The sequence below is a fragment of the Kocuria sp. cx-455 genome, from assembly GCF_057707085.1.
In genome coordinates this window covers 14,711-32,357 of the sequence record NZ_JBYIPM010000003.1, presented here as the reverse complement: position 1 = coordinate 32,357, position 17,647 = coordinate 14,711, and the positions used below count along the sequence as shown (strand labels likewise).

15 protein-coding genes are annotated in these 17,647 nt (G+C 63.9%); 13 read left to right on the top strand and 2 right to left on the bottom strand.

Going from position 1 to position 17,647, the window contains the following annotated elements; genetic code table 11:
- The 10 genes from treY (at position 1) to AC3ENJ_RS05565 (ending at position 12,766) form a co-directional block, all read left to right on the top strand.
- The gene (gene treY / locus AC3ENJ_RS05610; protein WP_431813359.1) at positions 1-2,535 is read left to right on the top strand and encodes a malto-oligosyltrehalose synthase; all 2,535 of its coding nucleotides are present in this window, start codon (positions 1-3) and stop codon (positions 2,533-2,535) included.
- A 2-nt stretch (positions 2,536-2,537) separates the two neighbouring features.
- A complete protein-coding gene (gene treZ, locus AC3ENJ_RS05605; protein WP_190781392.1) occupies positions 2,538-4,358 on the top strand; it encodes a malto-oligosyltrehalose trehalohydrolase in 1,821 nt (606 codons plus the stop codon).
- A 216-nt stretch (positions 4,359-4,574) separates the two neighbouring features.
- Positions 4,575-5,573 carry a bile acid:sodium symporter family protein gene (locus AC3ENJ_RS05600; RefSeq protein ID WP_190806863.1) on the top strand — a complete coding sequence of 333 codons (999 nt, stop codon included), beginning with the start codon at positions 4,575-4,577 and terminating at the stop codon, positions 5,571-5,573.
- Between the two features lie 173 nt (positions 5,574-5,746).
- Positions 5,747-7,075, top strand: coding sequence for an enolase C-terminal domain-like protein (locus AC3ENJ_RS05595; RefSeq protein WP_431813358.1), 1,329 nt, complete (start codon positions 5,747-5,749; stop codon positions 7,073-7,075).
- Between the two features lie 88 nt (positions 7,076-7,163).
- Complete coding sequence (locus AC3ENJ_RS05590; RefSeq protein WP_190806865.1) at positions 7,164-8,642, top strand: sugar porter family MFS transporter; 1,479 nt, start codon at positions 7,164-7,166, stop codon at positions 8,640-8,642.
- 6 nt (positions 8,643-8,648) lie between these two features.
- Entirely contained in the window at positions 8,649-9,107 is a 459-nt protein-coding gene (locus tag AC3ENJ_RS05585; protein WP_223841747.1) for an RbsD/FucU family protein, read from the top strand.
- Positions 9,108-9,109: 2 nt separating this feature from the next.
- Positions 9,110-10,081 (top strand): amidohydrolase family protein, encoded by a 972-nt coding sequence (locus AC3ENJ_RS05580; RefSeq protein WP_190806867.1) that lies wholly within the window; start codon positions 9,110-9,112, stop codon positions 10,079-10,081.
- Between the two features lie 32 nt (positions 10,082-10,113).
- A complete protein-coding gene (locus tag AC3ENJ_RS05575) occupies positions 10,114-11,082 on the top strand; it encodes an aldo/keto reductase (protein ID WP_190806868.1) in 969 nt (322 codons plus the stop codon).
- Between the two features lie 42 nt (positions 11,083-11,124).
- A complete protein-coding gene (locus AC3ENJ_RS05570) occupies positions 11,125-11,973 on the top strand; it encodes a fumarylacetoacetate hydrolase family protein (protein WP_190806869.1) in 849 nt (282 codons plus the stop codon).
- Between the two features lie 34 nt (positions 11,974-12,007).
- Positions 12,008-12,766, top strand: coding sequence for an SDR family NAD(P)-dependent oxidoreductase (locus AC3ENJ_RS05565; protein ID WP_190806870.1), 759 nt, complete (start codon positions 12,008-12,010; stop codon positions 12,764-12,766).
- Positions 12,767-12,808: 42 nt separating this feature from the next.
- Here the strand turns inward: AC3ENJ_RS05565 and AC3ENJ_RS05560 are convergent, their stop codons facing one another.
- Entirely contained in the window at positions 12,809-13,528 is a 720-nt protein-coding gene (locus tag AC3ENJ_RS05560) for a FadR/GntR family transcriptional regulator (protein WP_190806871.1), read from the bottom strand.
- A gap of 143 nt (positions 13,529-13,671) precedes the next feature.
- Here AC3ENJ_RS05560 and mgrA point away from each other — a divergent pair, with 143 nt between their 5' ends.
- The 3 genes from mgrA to AC3ENJ_RS05545 all read left to right on the top strand — a co-directional run bounded on the left by mgrA (position 13,672) and on the right by AC3ENJ_RS05545 (position 16,770).
- Positions 13,672-14,763 carry an L-glyceraldehyde 3-phosphate reductase gene (mgrA, locus tag AC3ENJ_RS05555; RefSeq protein ID WP_190806872.1) on the top strand — a complete coding sequence of 364 codons (1,092 nt, stop codon included), beginning with the start codon at positions 13,672-13,674 and terminating at the stop codon, positions 14,761-14,763.
- The gene (locus AC3ENJ_RS05550) at positions 14,760-15,527 is read left to right on the top strand and encodes a LysE family translocator (RefSeq protein ID WP_190781394.1); all 768 of its coding nucleotides are present in this window, start codon (positions 14,760-14,762) and stop codon (positions 15,525-15,527) included. The genes mgrA and AC3ENJ_RS05550 overlap by 4 nt, the downstream gene beginning before the upstream one ends.
- Before the next feature lie 157 nt (positions 15,528-15,684).
- A complete protein-coding gene (locus tag AC3ENJ_RS05545; protein ID WP_190781395.1) occupies positions 15,685-16,770 on the top strand; it encodes an inositol-3-phosphate synthase in 1,086 nt (361 codons plus the stop codon).
- Positions 16,771-16,846: 76 nt separating this feature from the next.
- Here the strand turns inward: AC3ENJ_RS05545 and AC3ENJ_RS05540 are convergent, their stop codons facing one another.
- Entirely contained in the window at positions 16,847-17,644 is a 798-nt protein-coding gene (locus tag AC3ENJ_RS05540; RefSeq protein WP_190781396.1) for a phosphatase, read from the bottom strand.
- Between the last annotated feature and the right edge of the window lie 3 nt (positions 17,645-17,647).

Below are 17,647 nucleotides of genomic sequence, written 5' to 3'. Positions count from 1 at the left end.
ATGCCCCGTGCGAGCGCGTCCTGTCCCGGGGCGTGCACCACGACCGCCGACGCCGCCCCGCACCGGGCGGCGTCAGCGGTTGCGTTAACGGTTGGCGGGATCACGGTCGAGGCGTTCTCGCTCGTGGCGGACCCGCTGGCATTGCGGGACCTGAGCGACAAGACTGGAACGGTGCTGACTCCCACCTCAACGTACCGGTTGCAAATCACCTCACAGCAGGACCTCTTCCGCGCGGCGGAACTCGTCCCGTACCTGAAGCGTCTGGGCGCGGATTGGGTGTATCTCTCGCCCATCCTGCGCGCGACGAGTGGCTCGGACCACGGGTACGACGTGACCGACCCGACCGAGATCGATCCCGAACGCGGGGGAGCGGACGGGTTGGCCGCGCTCTCGAAGGCCGCTCACGGCGCCGGAATGGGCGTGGTGGTGGACATCGTGCCCAATCACCAGGGTGTTGCCGTGGCCCGGGAGAACCCGTGGTGGTGGTCGCTGCTCAAGGACGGCAAGGACAGCCCGCACGCCGAATCCTTCGATGTGGACTGGGAAGCCGGCAACGGCAAGATCCTGATTCCGGTGCTGGGAGACGGGGACGAGGACCTGTCCGCGCTGACCGTGACGGACGGCACGCTGCGCTACTACGAGAACGTCTACCCGCTGGCCGAGGGCACGTATCGGGACGGTGACTCACCCAAGGATGCGCACGCCCAGCAGAACTACGCGCTCGTGAATTGGCGCCGCGGGGATTCCGAATTGAACTACCGTAGGTTCTTCACCGTAACCACCCTGGCGGGCGTGCGGGTGGAGGACCCGGAGGTCTTTGCCGACTCCCATGTGGAGGTGCGCCGCTGGTTCGACGAGAAGCTCGTGGACGGTCTGCGCATCGACCACCCGGACGGCGTCCGTGATCCCGAGGACTACCTCGAGAAGCTCGCGGATGTCACCGGTGGGGCGTGGACGACGGTCGAGAAGATCCTGGAACCGGGTGAGTCACTGCCGCAGCAGTGGAAGACCGCCGGTACCACGGGGTACGACTCCCTCGGGTGGATCGACCGCGTGCTTACCGCCCCCGAGGGCCACTACGAGTTGGCGTCCCTGGACACCAAGCTGCGCGGGGGTGACCCCGTGCGGTGGGAAGAACTGATCCACGACACCAAGCGCCGGATGGCAGACGCGGGGCTTTCGGCCGAAGTGCACCGCCTGGTGCGCGAGCTGCCCGAGAACTTCGGCCATCCCGATGCGCAGGCCTACGACGGCCTGGCGGAAATCCTCGCGAACTTCCCGGTCTATCGCACGTATCTGCCCTTCGGGGTCGACTATCAGCGCGAGGCGGTGGCCGCCGCGAAGAAGGCCCGCCCGGAACTCAGCGCTGTGATCGACGATCTCGCCCAGGTGCTGGGGGATGCAGCGGCGTCGGCGGAGGAACTGACCGAAGCGGCCAAGCGTTTCCAGCAAACCTCCGGGATGGTCATGGCCAAGGGTGTGGAGGACACCGCGTTCTACCGGTTCCCCAAGCTGACCTCGCTGACCGAGGTGGGCGGTGACCCGTCCGTGTTCTCTCTGACCCCGACCGAGTTCCACGCGCTGGCCGCCGAGCGTCAGCGGGAATCCCCGGACACCATGAACGCCCTGACCACCCACGACACCAAGCGTTCCGCGTCCGTGCGCGCCCGCATCACGGTGCTCTCCGAATCCGCCAAGGCATGGTCCGAGGTGCTGGCCACCTTGTTCCCCCGGGCTCGTGAGGCCGGTATCACCATCACGGACGGCCCGGCCGTGAACCTGGTACTGCAGGCAATTATGGGGGCGTGGCCGCTCGAGCGTGAGCGCGCCGTGGACTACGCCATGAAGGCCGTCCGGGAAGCATCGGTGTCCACGGCGTGGGTGGACGGCAACGAGGAATTTGAGGAGCAACTGACCCGCTTCATTGATTTCGTGTTCACCAATCCGCGGGCCAGGGGCATCGTGGAAGGTTTTGTGGAACGCGCCACGGCACCGGGGTGGTCCAATGCCCTGGCCGCAACCGCACTGCAGCTGACCCTTCCGGGCGTGCCGGACGTGTACCAGGGGCAGGAACTGTGGGAGCCGTCCCTGGTGGACCCTGACAACCGCCGACCGGTGGACTTCGAGCTCCGCGGCGAACTGCTGACCGCCTTGGACGCCGGCCTGCCGGGTACCAGCGGTGGCTCACCAGCGGTGGACGACACCGGCGCCGCCCGCATGTTGCTGACGTCTCGCGGACTGCGACTGCGTCGTGAACACCCCGAGCTGTTCACCGGCTACGAACCGCTCGAGGTCACCGGCGCCCTGTCCGATCACGCGATGGGCTTCGACCGCGGCGGTGCGGCCACGGTGGTCACGCGTTTGCCCGTGGGCCTGGCCCGGGCCGGTGGCTGGACCGACGAGTCCGTGAACCTCACCGACGGCGAGTGGGAGGACATCCTCACACGCCGCACCTTCACGTCGTCCGGCGGCGTGAAACTGACCGACGTTCTTGACACCTATCCCGTGGCGCTCCTGCGCCGGAAGGACCGCTGAGCATGACCAACGATCATCGTTTTGACGTGTGGGCACCCCACGCCCGCGAAGTCACCGTCCGCGTGGAGGGTGTGGACCACCCCATGGCGGGTCTGGCCGAGCGCCCCGGGTGGTGGACGCTCGCGGACGGTGAGCAGGCCGCGTCGGGAACCGTGCGTTACGGCTACCTGCTGACCAAGGTCTTCGACGAGGGGACGGACAAGGAGCGGACGTCCGTCTCCGACGTGCTGCCGGATCCGCGCTCGCGCCGCCAACCGCAGGGTGTGCATGAGCTGTCCTGCACCTTTGACCCCGACGCTTTCGCGTGGGACGACGCCGCGTGGCAGCCTCCCCTGCTCAAGGACTCCGTCCTGTACGAGCTGCACCCGGGCACGTTCACGCCCGAGGGCACGTTGGACTCGGCCGTCGAGAAACTGGATTACCTGGCGGATCTGGGGGTGGATTACGTGGAGCTGCTGCCGGTCAACGGCTTCAACGGCGACCACAACTGGGGTTATGACGGCGTGGCCTGGTACACCGTGGACGAGTCCTACGGGGGACCGGAGGCCTATCAGCGCTTCGTGGCGGCCTGCCACGCCAAAGGCATCGGTGTGATCCAGGACGTGGTCTACAACCACCTGGGTCCCAGCGGTAACTACCTGCCGTTGTTCGCCGACTACTTCAAGCCCGGTGCCTCCAGCTGGGGCGACCTGATCAACCTGGACGGTTGGGGCTCGGACGGTGTGCGCGAGTACATCCTGGACAACGTGACCATGTGGCTGCGCGACTACCACGTGGACGGTTTTCGCCTGGATGCCGTGCACGCGCTCGCGGACTCACGCGCCAAACACATCCTGCAGGAGATCGCCGACCGCGTCGCGGTTGAATCCGAACGCACTGGCAAGAACTTGTTCACGATTGCGGAATCCGACCTCAACGATCCGCGCATGATCATTCCCGCCGAGGAGCACGGGCAGGGTATGGATGCGCAATGGCTGGACGACGTCCATCACGCCGCGCACGTAGCCTTCACCGGGGAGACCCAGGGCTACTACGGAGACTTCGACTCCCTGCATGCGCTGGAGAAGACCATGCACACCGCGTACTTCCACAACGGCACGTATTCCACGTTCCGCGGGCGTTCGCACGGCCGGGAGATCAACCCGTCCGAGGTGTTCCCGTGGCAGTTCGTGACGTTCCTGCAAAACCATGACCAGGTGGGCAACCGCGCCGCCGGTGATCGGATGAACCACACCGTGAGCGTGGACCGGGTCCTGTGCGCGACCACGTGGCTGATGACCCAGCCGTTCACCCCCATGCTGTTCATGGGCGAGGAATGGGGTGCGAGCACCCCGTGGCAGTTCTTCACCGCTCACCCCGAACCCGAGTTGGGCAGGGCCGTGGCGGAGGGCCGCAAGGCGGAATTCGCGTCCATGGCCTGGGACCACGCGTCCGTTCCGGACCCGCAGGACCCGCAGACCTTCGAGCGTTCCAAACTCACGTGGGACGAGGTGCACCAGGGCGATCACGAGCGGATCTTCACCGCCTACCGTGACCTGATCGCGCTGCGGCGGGCCACCCCCGAGCTGACCAGCCAGGACTGGGCGACCATGGCCACCCAGGCCAGCGACGACGAGGGGTGGTTCGTGCTCAAGCGCATGAGCGAACCGGAGTCCGCGCACGGCGTGGTCACCGCGATCAACCTGTCCGACCGGGAACGGGAGCTGCCCCTCATGGGAGGTGACGCGCCCGAGGCGCTGTTTGCGAGCGGCGTCAAACCGGGACTGGACACCCCCGGAAAGGTCACGCTGGCACCCAACACCGCTGCGGTGCTGCGCGTCTGAGCAGGGCTGAAGCCGCGGCGACCCGAATTGACGGATTTTAGGTTGCCGCGGCTTTACTCTTTCTGAAGTCAACTAAGCAAACGGGCATCCGACTCATCACACCGGAGGTTGGCTTGAGGTCATCCATAAGTTCATCCGATGTTACTCCAACGATCCGCGCCGAGCAGGTGAGCGGTCAATTTCTGTGTATGATCAAGCTCACGTCATAATCATCCGATGTCTGCTCCTGAACCTTCAGGAGTTCTTATGGCGCGTCTTTCTCGGTCCAGCATGTCCGTGCTGGCCTTCCCTCTCATCATTATTTGTGCCGGTCTGCTCGGCCTGGTGTTCCACGTGCAAGCCTCGGCGCTCGGGCCGGCAATCACGCCGCTGCTCGGCGTGGTCATGTTTTTCATGGGCATGACCATTGCCGTACCGGATCTGAAAATTATTGCCACCAAGCCCCATGCGGTGATCCTGGGTGCGATCGCCCAGTACGTTATCATGCCCCTGGCCGGTTTGGGCGTGGGCGTCGCTCTGCAGCTCGACCCCATACTGATTGTCGGGATGGTAGTTCTCGGTTCTGCACCGGGCGGGGCCTCATCGAACATCGTGACCTACTTGGCGAATGGAAATGTTGCCCTCTCGGTGTGCACCACGGCTGTTTCGACCCTGATCGCTCCTCTGATGACACCGCTGCTGATCCTATGGCTGGCGGGCGGCTACGTTGATGTGTCCTTCGCCGCCATGCTGAAGCAGATCCTCACCATTGTTCTGATCCCTGTCTTGTTGGGTGTGCTCGTTCGATTCGCAGCAAAACGTCTGGTCACACGCCTGAGCTCTGTCATCCCGTGGTTCTCCATGGCGGCATTGGCAGTGGTCATTGCGGGGATCATGGCCGCGAATGCACAAGTCCTCGCGTCCGCACTGGGGATGGTGTTTGTGGCGGTGGTGCTGCACAACGCCTTCGGGTTCGCACTCGGGTGGGTCGCCGCACGGGTGGCGCGGTTGTCCTATCGCGAACGCAGGGCCATCAGCGTCGAGGTCGGTATGCAGAATGCCGGGTTGGCCGCGGCGCTGTGCCATCAAAATTTTGAACCCATGAGCGCCCTGCCGTCCGCAGTGGCCACCATCTGGCACAACGTGGCCGGTGCCCTTCTGGCTACGGGTTTTGGTGTGACTGACGCCAATAGTCATCGGACCAATCAGGCGAACCTGCCCCAAGAGAGCGCGTAATCGGCCCTTGACGGACTAAACATCGGATGTTTACTCTGTGGGGGACGTCAATCGCGTGACTCCGGTCACAAGCGGCGGGTGGCTGACAATTCACACAGCTGAGCAGACATCGGATGTACCCGTCGCACATACTCCAGAACACTCTTCAGCGATCCGCCTGCGAAAGGCCAAGTATGAGCACCATTGTCGAAAGCCGAGTACGTGATATTCGGTTCCCCACCTCTAAGGAGTTGGACGGATCGGACGCCATGAATCCCGATCCCGATTACTCCGCTGCATACCTTGAACTACGTACGGACCACACCGATGGTCTGGAAGGTCACGGTTTCGTTTTCACGATCGGTCGCGGTAACGATGTCCAGGCGGCAGCTATCGAGGTAGTTGTCCAGCGGTTCATCGGCCGGGAAGTCGAGGCGCTCCTCGATGATCTCGGAGGCGTGTGGCGCGAGCTCAACAACGATTCACAGTTGCGTTGGCTCGGCCCTGAAAAAGGCGTGATGCACATGGCCATTGGCGCCGTGGTCAACGCCCTGTGGGACCTCAAGGCCAAGAAGGCCAAGAAACCCTTGTGGCTGCTTTTGGCAGAGATGTCGCCGGAGGAACTGTTCGGTTTGATTGATCTGCGATACCTCACCGACGCCATGACTGAAGAAGATGCGAAGAGCATCCTGCGGCGCGGTCAGGAGGGAAAGCAAGAGCGGATCGATCGTCTGCGAGCGCAGGGATACGCGGCGTACACCACTTCTCCCGGGTGGCTCGGTTACTCGGATGAGAAGCTCGAGCGCTTGGCACGTGAAGCCATGGCCGACGGGTTCCCGCAGATCAAGCTCAAGGTGGGAGCCAACCTTCAGGACGATATCCGTCGAGTCCGCAAGGCTCGCCATGTGTGTGGCCCGGATTTTCCGATCGCCATTGATGCGAACCAGCGGTGGGACGTCTCCGAGGCCATCGAATGGATCCGTGAGCTCGCACCCTACGATTTGGCTTGGGTCGAAGAGCCCACGAGCCCGGATGACATTCTGGCCCACGCGGCCATCGCTGAGGCGATCGCGCCGATTCCAGTGGCAACCGGTGAGCACGTGCAAAACCGGGTCGTGTTCAAGCAAATGCTCCAGGCGAAGAGCCTTTCAGTCCTTCAGATGGATGCGTGCCGAGTGGCCGGCGTGAACGAGAACATCACGATTCTGCTCCTCGCCGCGCACTTCGGAGTCCGGGTGTGCCCCCATGCCGGGGGAGTGGGCCTGTGCGAACTGGTCCAGCACCTGTCCTTCTTCGATTCGATCGCTGTGTCCGGGCAGCTGGACAACTCTCGAATGATCGAGTTCGTGGACCACTTGCACGAGCACTTCCTGACTCCCGTGGACGTCCACAACGGACGGTACTGGCCGCCCGAGGCACCGGGCTCCGCAGCAGAAATGTCCCAGCAGTCCCTAGCTCGGTACGAGTTCCCACACGGGGCCGAGTGGACGACCACCGACACTCCCGTGAGTCTCAGCATCTAACGGGGCCAACCTCAGTTTTGATCTTTCCCTCATCCACTGTCACAGGTCGGCAAGGACGCCGCCCTACGAATGACCTTTAGGGGTTCTCATGTCCAACTTTGGTTCATCGCGCGCCACCGGCGCGCCTGGAATTCACGACGAAACACGTGACACACGCGCAACTGGCGCCGCGACGTCGACCGCTCCCGGCAAGGTGGCGCAGGCCGATTTCATGCGGGAGCCGATCCCGCGCAAGGTGTACCTGGTTGCGGTTCTGGCGGGCTTGTCCGGCCTGTTGTACGGCTTCGACTCCGGAGCAATCTCGGGTGCGTTGCCCTTGCTCGAGGGGCAGTTCGGTCTCACCGCTTCACAGACCGGTCTCATCACCTCGCTGTTGCTCTACGGCGCGTTGCCGTCCATCGTGGTCTCCACCATTGCGGCTCGTCGCTTCGATCGGCGGCAGATCCTGCTGGTAGGCGGCATGATCTTTATTCTCGGATCCCTGTTCTGTGCCATTGTGTCGGGACCTATCGGCCTCATGGCAGCGCGGTTCTTCCTGGGATTCGGTATCGGTATCGCCAACATGTTCGGGTTGATTTACCTGTCGGAGCTCGCACCCACGCGTGTCCGTGGCCTGCTGACCGGTCTGTACCAGCTCGCCGTGAACGTCGGTATCTTGGCTGCCTACGGGGTGGGCGACATCTTCCACAGCACCCCTGACGGATGGCGCTGGATGCTCGGACTGGGTGTAATTCCGGCCGTCATCTTCTTTGTGGGTATGTTCATTGCTCCGCCATCGCCCCGCTGGTTGATGATGCGTGGTCGGTCCCGAGACGCGCTCAACGTTCTGCGGACCATGCGCGGTGGCGAAGAGTTCGCGGCCAAGGAAATCCAGGAAATCGAAGAAGTCCTCGATCGCCCCACCAGGGGTCTGGGCGGGGTCCTCTCCGATGCGCGAAAACCACTCACCATTCTTGCGATTCTGACCTTCTTCCAGGTCTGGACCGGTATCAACGCAGTGGTTTACTACGCACCCATCATCTTCAAGGATGTTGAGGGGCTCGGTAACAATCCTGGTGCCGTGGCCAACTACGGTGTGGGCATCGCTCTGGTGGTCTCCACAGCCATTGCACTGCCATTGATCGACAAGATGGGGCGCGTGAAAATGCTCGCCATCTCCATGGCGGGACAGGCCGTGGCGATGGTTGTGCTGACCTTCTTCGCGGAATCCGGATGGATCGCCGTGGCCGCAGTCTTCGTCTACACGTTCTCCTTCGGCTTCGGCCTGGGACCGGTCTTCTGGCTGTACGTACCGGAGATCCTGCCGCTGCAGACTCGCGCCATCGGTACCGGCATCATCACCTTCACGCAGTACTTGCTCAACGCTACGTTCGCCTTGGTGTTCCCGATGCTGCTTGCAGGTATGGGCCCGTGGATCTTTATGGTCTTCGCGGTCCTGTCGGTGGCAGGAACGGCCTACACCATTCTGCGAGTGCCCGAGACCAAGGGCCGTTCCCTCGAGGAGATCGAAGAGGAGATTTTCGGCGAGGTCAAGTCTGTAACCGGCAAGCAGACGGTGGGACAGTAACTCATGATGCGAACACCGATTACCCATCCCGAGCTGTTGGCCGCATTGGCCCGGTGCGGCCACGGGACCAAGATTCTGATCGCGGACGGCAACTACCCCCACGTCACGGGGGTGGGTCCCCACACCACACGGATCGCACTCAACGTGGCTCCCGGCTTGCTGACGGCGGACCAGGTTCTGGAGCTTCTGATTGCCACGGTTCCGGTGGAGGCCGCCGAATACATGGAGAACGCCGACGGCGCCGCTTCGCCGGCTGTCGAGGGCTACGGCCAGGCACTTGGACCGGACATTGCATTGTCGGGATTGGAACGATTCACGTTCTATGACCGTGCTCGGGAGAATGACGTGGCCGTGGTCGTCGCCACCGGGGAGCAGCGGCAGTACGCGAACCTCATGCTCACGGTGGGCGTGATCCCGGAAACTCAGACCAAGGTGAGCACCACCGGCGCGGGGAGGGCTGCGTAGCAATGAAGCACGCGACGTCGACCCCCGAACAGACCCGGTTACCCCTGGTGGACTCTCATCGCCACCTGTGGGATCTGCACCACCTGCCGTGGAATTGGGTGCGCGGAGCAGCCCTTCCCACGGAGGATCTGTTCACCGAACCGGAGAGTCTGCCGTCGGTTCTGGTGGAGGCGGGGGTCGACGTCGGCTACGAGAAAGCTGAGCTGGATTGGCTGCTCGGTATCGCCGAGCGGGACGAGAAAGTATTGGGCATCGTGGCGGCAGTACCTCACGGCACGGAGGCCACCGAGGACACGATGCGCTCGCTCGCAGACAGGTCGCATGTGGTCGGAGTGCGGCACAACCTGCAGGGGCTCGGGCCGGGTGAGTTGGCGGCTCGTGGCGTCGTCGGCATGATCGCTGCAGCCCACGCGAACGGATTGACGTTCGACGTGTGTGTGCGTGCCCACCAGCTCGTGGAGGTAACGCAGATGCTGCGGAGGCTCGACACCGACGGCACCCTGGTGCTCGATCACCTGGGCAAGCCCCCGCTGGGACAGGACCTCACACGCTGGCGGGACGACATCGCCACGATAGCGGCCGACCCCAGGGTCGTTGTGAAGTGTTCGGGCCTGGTGGCCGAAATGCCCCCGCGACACCAGCCGCGGAGAGCCAGATCGGAGCCGGCAACCGCTCAGTCCTCACGAACAGTACTGACGCCTGAGGCCGCTGAGCTGTGCAGCGCACCTTTGCGGTTCGCTCTGCGGAACTTCGGGCATGAGCGCGTCATGCTCGGTTCGGATGCCCCGGTATCGGGGAAGGGATGGGTCCGACCGGTTGATTGCATCCAGTTCCAAACCCAACTGTTGAAACCCGACCTCACTGGGCGCGCGCTCGAATCGATCGCATCCTTGACCGCGCAGCGCGTCTACGGACTGAGCGAGCCAAGGGCGACCGTCACCGGCGCGGTGAGCGCTCCGCACGGTCACCACTAGAACAATCTGTGAACCTCAAGAGGACAACCGATATGAAGTCAATACTCGAAGAAGCCATTGCCCATCACGGCAAATTGGGTTTCGGAGCGGCACAGCTCGGAAACCTCTACAGAACCGTCGACGACACCACGGCCCGTGAGGCGTTGGAAACGGCCTGGGACCTGGGGATTCGCCACTTCGACACCGCGCCCCATTACGGGCTGGGACTCTCGGAACGGAGGCTCGGGGCATTCCTGCAGAGCAAACCGCGCGATGAATTCATTCTTTCCACCAAGGTAGGGCGCCTACTGCGGGACAACCCGAATCCCCGGGGCGAGGACACCGAGGGATTCGAGGTCCCGGACGATCTTCACCGTGTACGGGATTACTCCGCAGACGGAGTGAAGCGGTCCTTGGATGAGTCTTTGGAACGGCTGGGCCTGGACCGCGTGGACATCGTCTACATTCACGACCCCGATGAGTACTGGGATCAGGCGCTGCACGGCGCGGTCCCTGCATTGACGGAGCTTCGAGAACAAGGCGTGATCCAAGGCTGGGGCGCCGGCATGAACCAGTGGCAAATGCTCGAACGATTCGTGGTGGAAACACAGCCGGACATCATCATGCTGGCAGGGCGGTACACGCTCCTGGAACAGGACGCGGCGCAGTCGCTGCTTCCTGCGTGCGAGAAGCACAACGTGAAGGTCAACGCGGTGGGAGTTTTCAACTCCGGGCTTCTGGCCCGCCAAGACGTCCCGGACGACGCGCATTACAACTACGACGCCGCTCCGCCCGAGCTCATCGCACGGGCTCGTCAACTGGCGGACCTCGCGGCAGAACAAGGCACAACATTGCCTGCCGCGGCCCTCGCTTTCCCGATGCGCCATCCGGCAGTCGTGACCAGCGTTGTGGGAATGCGGACCCCGGACCATGTGCGCCGCAATGTGGAACTCGCCGAGACACCCGTCCCGGATGAGTTCTGGTCCGCAGCCGCCGATGCGGGGCTCATCACCAGCCCCTGACCCGAAGACAACTACTTACCAACGAGATACACGGAGGAACACATGAAACTGATGCGAGTGGGAGACAAGGGCCAGGAAATCCCGGTCGTGGAATACCAGGGTGCTCACTACGATGCTTCCGCAGCGGTGAAGGACTTCGACCCAGAGTTCTTCGCGACCGGAGGGATCGAAACTCTGCGGGCTGCCCTGGAACGCGGAGAGCTGTCCAATGCAGACATCGCCGGGCAGCGCCTGGGCGCACCCCTCACACGGCCCTCGGCGGTGATCTGCATCGGTCAGAACTACGTGGAGCACGCCGCTGAATCCGGTGACGCGCCGCCCAAGCTGCCGATCATCTTCTTCAAGACACCCAATACCCTGACCGGACCCAACGATGACATTGCCCTGCCCCCGGGTTCGGAGAAGAGCGACTGGGAAGTGGAGCTGGTCATCGTGATGGGCAAGCAAGCGGCTTATCTGGAGACCGAAACGGAGGCGGCTGAGTGCGTCGCCGGCTACACCCTGGCCGACGATCTGTCCGAACGCGCCTACCAGATCGAGGACTCAGGCGGGCAGTGGTCCAAGGGTAAGTGCATCAAGGACTACATGCCACTCGGCCCTGTGGTCGTGACCGCGGACGAGTTTGATCCGCACGACGTGGCATTGAGTTCTTCGGTCAACGGTGAGCCACGCCAGGGCTCGCGCACCTCGGACATGATCTTCTCGGTCGAGTACATCGTGAAGCACCTGTCCCATTACATGCAGTTGGAACCGGGCGACATCATCTCCACAGGCACGCCCAAGGGCGTCGCACTGTCCGGAAAGTTCCCGTACCTGAAGGCCGGCGACGTGGTGGAGGTGGAGATCGAGGGTATCGGTCAACAGCGTCACCGCATGGTTGCCCGCGCCTGACCCGCCCAGCATTCAAGCAAGAAGAGAGGGATTCATGAGCTCACAAGAATTCGATGGACTGGTTGCCATTGTGACCGGAGGAGCCTCCGGCATCGGAGATTCCACGACTAGGGCGCTGCAGACTCGCGGTGCCAAAGTGGCCGTTCTCGATCTCAACCCCGCGAACGCCGCCCCGGGCGCGCTCCAGGTCCAGTGCGACGTCGCCGACGACGCTTCGGTCCAGAACGCGATCGGCACCACCGTGGCAGAGCTGGGCGGTATCGACGTGGTGATCAATAATGCGGGCATCGGAGCCCAGGGCGATGTCGCCGCTAATGACGACGACGAGTGGCACCGCGTCTGGGACATCAACGTGGTGGGCATGGTCCGCGTGACCCGCGCGGCGCTGCCGTACCTGCGGAAATCGGAGCACGCGTCCGTGGTCAACACATGCTCCATTGCCGCGACCGCGGGCCTACCCGAACGTGTGCTGTACTCGGCCACCAAGGGAGCGATTCTCGCGATGACCCGCGCGATGGCCGCGGATCACCTGCGCGAGGGCATCCGGGTGAACTGTGTGAACCCGGGAACCGCCAACACTCCGTGGATCGGAAACCTGCTGTCCAAGGCTCCGGACCCTGAGGCGGAACGTGCCGCCTTGAACGCCCGCCAGCCGCATGGCCGGCTGGTGGAACCGGATGAGGTGGCGTCAGCCATTTGCTATCTGGCCAGCCCTCTCAATGCATCGACCAGTGGCGTCGATCTTGCCGTGGACGGCGGCATGGAGGCCCTGCGCCTGCGCCCTGCCGAGTGATCTGAGGCTGCTTATCTGCAACGGCCCGGCCGATTGAGACGCTCAATCGGTCGAGCCGTTGAGGTCCTCAGGGATCTCGGACAAGGGAGACTCGGTCAGTGCAATGCGCAGCCAGCGCTCCACGCCCTGCAAATGGTGGATCATGGCCGCGCGTGCCAGTGCCGGATCCCGGCGCCGAAGGGCGTCCAAGATCTCCTGATGCTCCTCCATGGTGCGTTCGGCCGAGCCCTGCTGCGTCATACCGCGCCATGCTCGCGCGCGCACGGTTCGGGAGTTGAGGCTCCCGGTGAGTGAACTCAGATAACCGTTGCCCGCAGCGTCTCCAATGATGCCGTGGAACGCCAGATCCTGGTCGACGAGCGAGTCGATGTTCTCCACGTCGGTCTTATCCAAGGTCCGCTGGATCTTCTCGAGTTGTTCCTCCGAGATCCGAGCTGCGGCCAATTCGACCGCTGCGGCTTCCAGAACGCGGCGGGTTTCCAGCAGCTCCAGCACCGATGAGTTCTGGTGCAGCTCCAGCACGAAAGAGATTGCCTCCGACAGGTGCTGGGTGTTCAACTCCGTCACGTAGGTGCCGTCGCCCTGCCTGATGTCCAGGATGCGCACCACTTCGAGTGCCTTGACCGCCTCGCGCAGCGAACTGCGTGACAGGCCCAAGTGCTCTGCAAGTTCCTTCTCGGGGGGCAATCTGTCGCCGGGGCCCAGCTCACCGTTGAGGATCATGGCGCGCAGCCGGGCCATGGCGGTATTGGTGAGCGACACGGGGCGACCTCCTGAAATGAGTGGACGGACATGAGCTGACGGTGACGCGGAAATCCGTCTCCACAAGTATCCCTGACACGCTCGTGAGAAAGCTTATGAGGCAGACAACCGGTCGCTTTGAGTCAGGTGGCAGACTAGTTCCCATGCTGACTTTTGGTGATGACACAGTCTGGACCGCGGCCGAGGATCGTTACGACACCATGCCTTACCGGCGGGTGGGGAACTCGGGCCTGAAGCTGCCGGCGCTGTCCCTGGGGCTGTGGCACAACTTCGGTGACGACACCCCGCTGTCCACCATGCGCGCCACCCTGCGCAAAGCCTTCGACCTGGGCATCACGCACTTCGATCTGGCCAACAACTACGGACCGCCGGCGGGTTCGGCCGAGCTGAACTTCGGCCGTATCCTCCGTGAGGACTTCGCGCGGTACCGTCAGGAACTGATCATTTCCAGCAAAGCCGGGTGGCAGATGTGGCCGGGCCCGTACGGGGGAGTGGGCGGCTCCAGGAAATACCTGCTGGACTCCCTTGACCAGTCCCTGGAACGCATGGGCCTGGATCGCGTGGACATCTTCTACCACCACCGCCCGGACGCCGACACCCCGCTCGAGGAAACCATGGGCGCGCTGGACCACATCGTGCGCTCGGGTCGGGCGAGCTACGTGGGCATCTCGTCCTACAGCGCGGACCTCACGCTCGCGGCGCAGCAGATCATGAGGGAGCTGGGCACCCCGCTGCTCATTCACCAGCCCTCCTACTCCATGCTCAACCGCTGGATCGAGCAGCCCAACGAGCGCACCGACGGAAAGAACCTGCTCGCCGCACTGACGGCCGCCGGCATGGGGTCCATCAGCTTCTCCCCGTTGGCGCAGGGCATGTTGACCGACAAGTACCTGGGCGGTGTTCCGGAGGAATCCCGCGCGGCGGCCGGTAAGTCCCTCAACCCGGAATGGTTGACCGACAACACCGTGGAGCAGATCAGGGAACTGAACTCGATGGCCGAGGACCGCGGGCAAACTCTGGCTCAAATGGCCATCGCGTGGGTGCTGCGTCCGCAGCCCGAAGGTCAGGTCACCACCGCACTCGTCGGGGCGTCTTCACCGGCGCAGATTGCGGATTCCGCGGCGGCCGTCCACAACCTGGACTTCACCCCGGCCGAACTCGAACGGATCGACGCGCTCGTCACGGATGCAGATATCAACATCTGGGGTGCCGCCACCGAATCCAAGCACGCATGAGCACAACACAGTACTTGGCACTACTCGGTCTCTGGGTCGCGGGCATCGTCTCGCCGGGCCCGGACATCCTGGTCATCCTCCGCAACGCGTTCCTGTCCTCGCGCGGCAAAGCCATGCTGACCGCCCTGGGCGTGATGATCGGCAACATCATCTGGATCACCCTCTCGCTCACCGGCGTCACGGTGGTGATCAACCAGAACGAGGTGCTCAAACTCATCATCCAGATCGCGGGCGCCCTGTTCCTCGCCTGGATGGGCTACGGCTCGATTCGCTCGGCGCTCGCGGCCAGATCCAATTCACGACGTCGTTCGGGGTCCGTGAGCGCGGCTGCTGCGGGCGGTGCCGGACCCGGCGCGGGTGAGGCCGCGCCGTCACCGGCCACGGTGGAGGCCGCCGAGCAGATCCCGGAGCCCGCAGCCAGCGCGCGCGGTGGCGGGATCCTGGGCACCAAGAACCTGACCGGATTCCGGGCAGTGGTGCAGGGCATGATCACCAACCTCTCCAACGCCAAGGCCATTGTGTTCTTCATTGCGCTATTCGCGTCGGTGGTACCGGCCAATGCGCTGTGGTGGGAATCCATGCTCGTGGCCGCGCTGTTGTTCGCGGTGGGACTGGCATGGTTCTGCGCGGTCGCGTGGTTCGGGTCCGTGCCGACACTGGCCGCACGGTTCCAGGCCCATTCGGTGGGTGTGGAACTCGTGGCCGGTGTGGTGTTCCTGGCGGTCTCCGTTTTGCTGATCGGCGAGGCCGCGCTGTCCTGGTGAGCCCGCGCCCGCCCGCAACGGTGCATCAATCGACCCGCGGCGTGACTAGACTGTGGAGTCGGTTCTGTGCGGCGGGGCACTAGCGGTGGTCAGCCACCCGTGTGTCGGTGCGGGTCCGCACAATGACCACCAACTATTTGATTCCCCGAGGAGAACCGTGTCCGAACACCCCATTCGCGTGGCCATTGCAGGTGTGGGCAACTGCGCCACATCGCTGATCCAGGGCGTGCACTTCTACCGCGACGCCGACCCGTCCGAGGCCGTTCCCGGCCTGATGCACGTGCAGTTCGGTGCCTATCACGTGCGTGATGTCGAGTTCGTAGCGGCCTTCGACGTGGACGCGGCCAAGGTGGGCTCGGACCTCTCCGAGGCGATCCTGGCGTCCGAGAACAACACCATGAAAATCACGGATGTCCCGCACCTGGGCGTGACCGTCCAGCGCGGCCCCACCCGGGACGGGCTGGGCACGTACTACCGCGAGATGATCACCGAGTCCGACGCCGAACCGGTGGACGTTGCGCAAGCACTGCGCGATGCCCAGGTGGACGTGCTCGTGTCCTACCTGCCCGTGGGCTCCGAGGACGCGGACCGCTATTACGCGCAGGCGGCCATCGACGCCGGTGTGGCCTTCGTCAACGCGCTTCCCGTGTTCATTGCCGGCACCGAGGAATGGGCCCAGAAGTTCCGCGACGCCGGTGTGCCCATCGTGGGTGATGACATCAAGTCCCAGGTGGGAGCCACTATCACCCACCGTGTGCTGGCCAAGCTGCTCGAGGACCGCGGTTACGTGCTCGATCGCACCTATCAGCTCAACGTGGGCGGCAACATGGACTTCAAGAACATGTTGGAGCGTTCCCGGCTGGAGTCCAAGAAGATTTCCAAGACCCAGGCCGTGACCTCCAACGTGCCGCACGAAATGCGCGCCAAGGACGTGCACATCGGCCCCTCGGACTACGTGGGCTGGCTGGATGACCGGAAGTTCGCGTTCGTGCGCCTCGAGGGCCACGGCTTCGGCAATGCCCCCATCTCGTTGGAATACAAGCTCGAGGTGTGGGACTCCCCGAACTCCGCCGGTGTGATCATCGACGCCATCCGCGCGGCCAAGATCGGCTTGGACCGCGGCATCGGCGGCCCGCTGACCTCGGCGTCCTCGTACTTCATGAAGTCCCCGCCAGAGCAGTTCGACGACGATACCGCTCGCGAGAACGTGGAGAAGTTCATCCGCGGCGAGATCGAGCGTTAAACACGCCCGGCTACGAACGACGGCGCCCGGTACCGAAGCGTTTCGGTACCGGGCGCCGTCGTGTGACGGGAGCGGCCTACCGCCGGTCCTGCCCCGCGAGTCCGGCGCGGGAGATGATGTAGTCGACCAGCGGGTTGTAGAGGTGCGGGGCCACGTTGTCGTCCAGGGGAACGGCGACTGCCACGTCGCCCTGCGCCTCGGCGACGAAGATTCCGGGGTCGTTGCAGTCACCCATGGCAATGGTGCGCAGTTTGGCCCGGGAACCGGCGTGGCCGGCCATGCCGTGATCGGAGATCACGAGGTCCGGCTGCTCGCGGCCATCCGCAGCCAGCTGCGCCAGCACCAGTCTCATGGGTTCGGGGGAGTGGGTGTGTCGCAGGCCGCCGTACTGTTCGACCATCACGACGTCCTCGATCTGGCGCACGTCGCCGTCCTCGAAGGGCAGGGCGCCGTCAACGCGGAGCACGCGGGCACCGGATTTTCGGGCTACGCGGGCGAGCCGGGCGTAGACGGGGGCGAGGCCGGCGGGGTGCGCCGTGGCGAACAACAAGCGTTTGCGGCCCTTGACGGCCTCACTGAAAATGTCCGCGTACGTGTCGAGCGCGGCAATGCACAGGTTCGCGGAAATGGAGTCCTGGCCCTGCGTGTACTTGGGGTCCTCATTGATGCCCACGCGCTCACGCATGAGTTTGAACACGGACTTGTAGGTCCAGTTCCGGGTTTGCTCGACACCCATGTGTTGGTGCTGGTCACCCTCCAGGAAACCCTGGATATTACGCAGGTTGGCTTCGCGAGGGGTCGCTACGGCGCCGGTGATCCGGGATCGATCCAGATACCTGGCCAACGATTCACGGCTGAGATACGCGGTGGTCACACC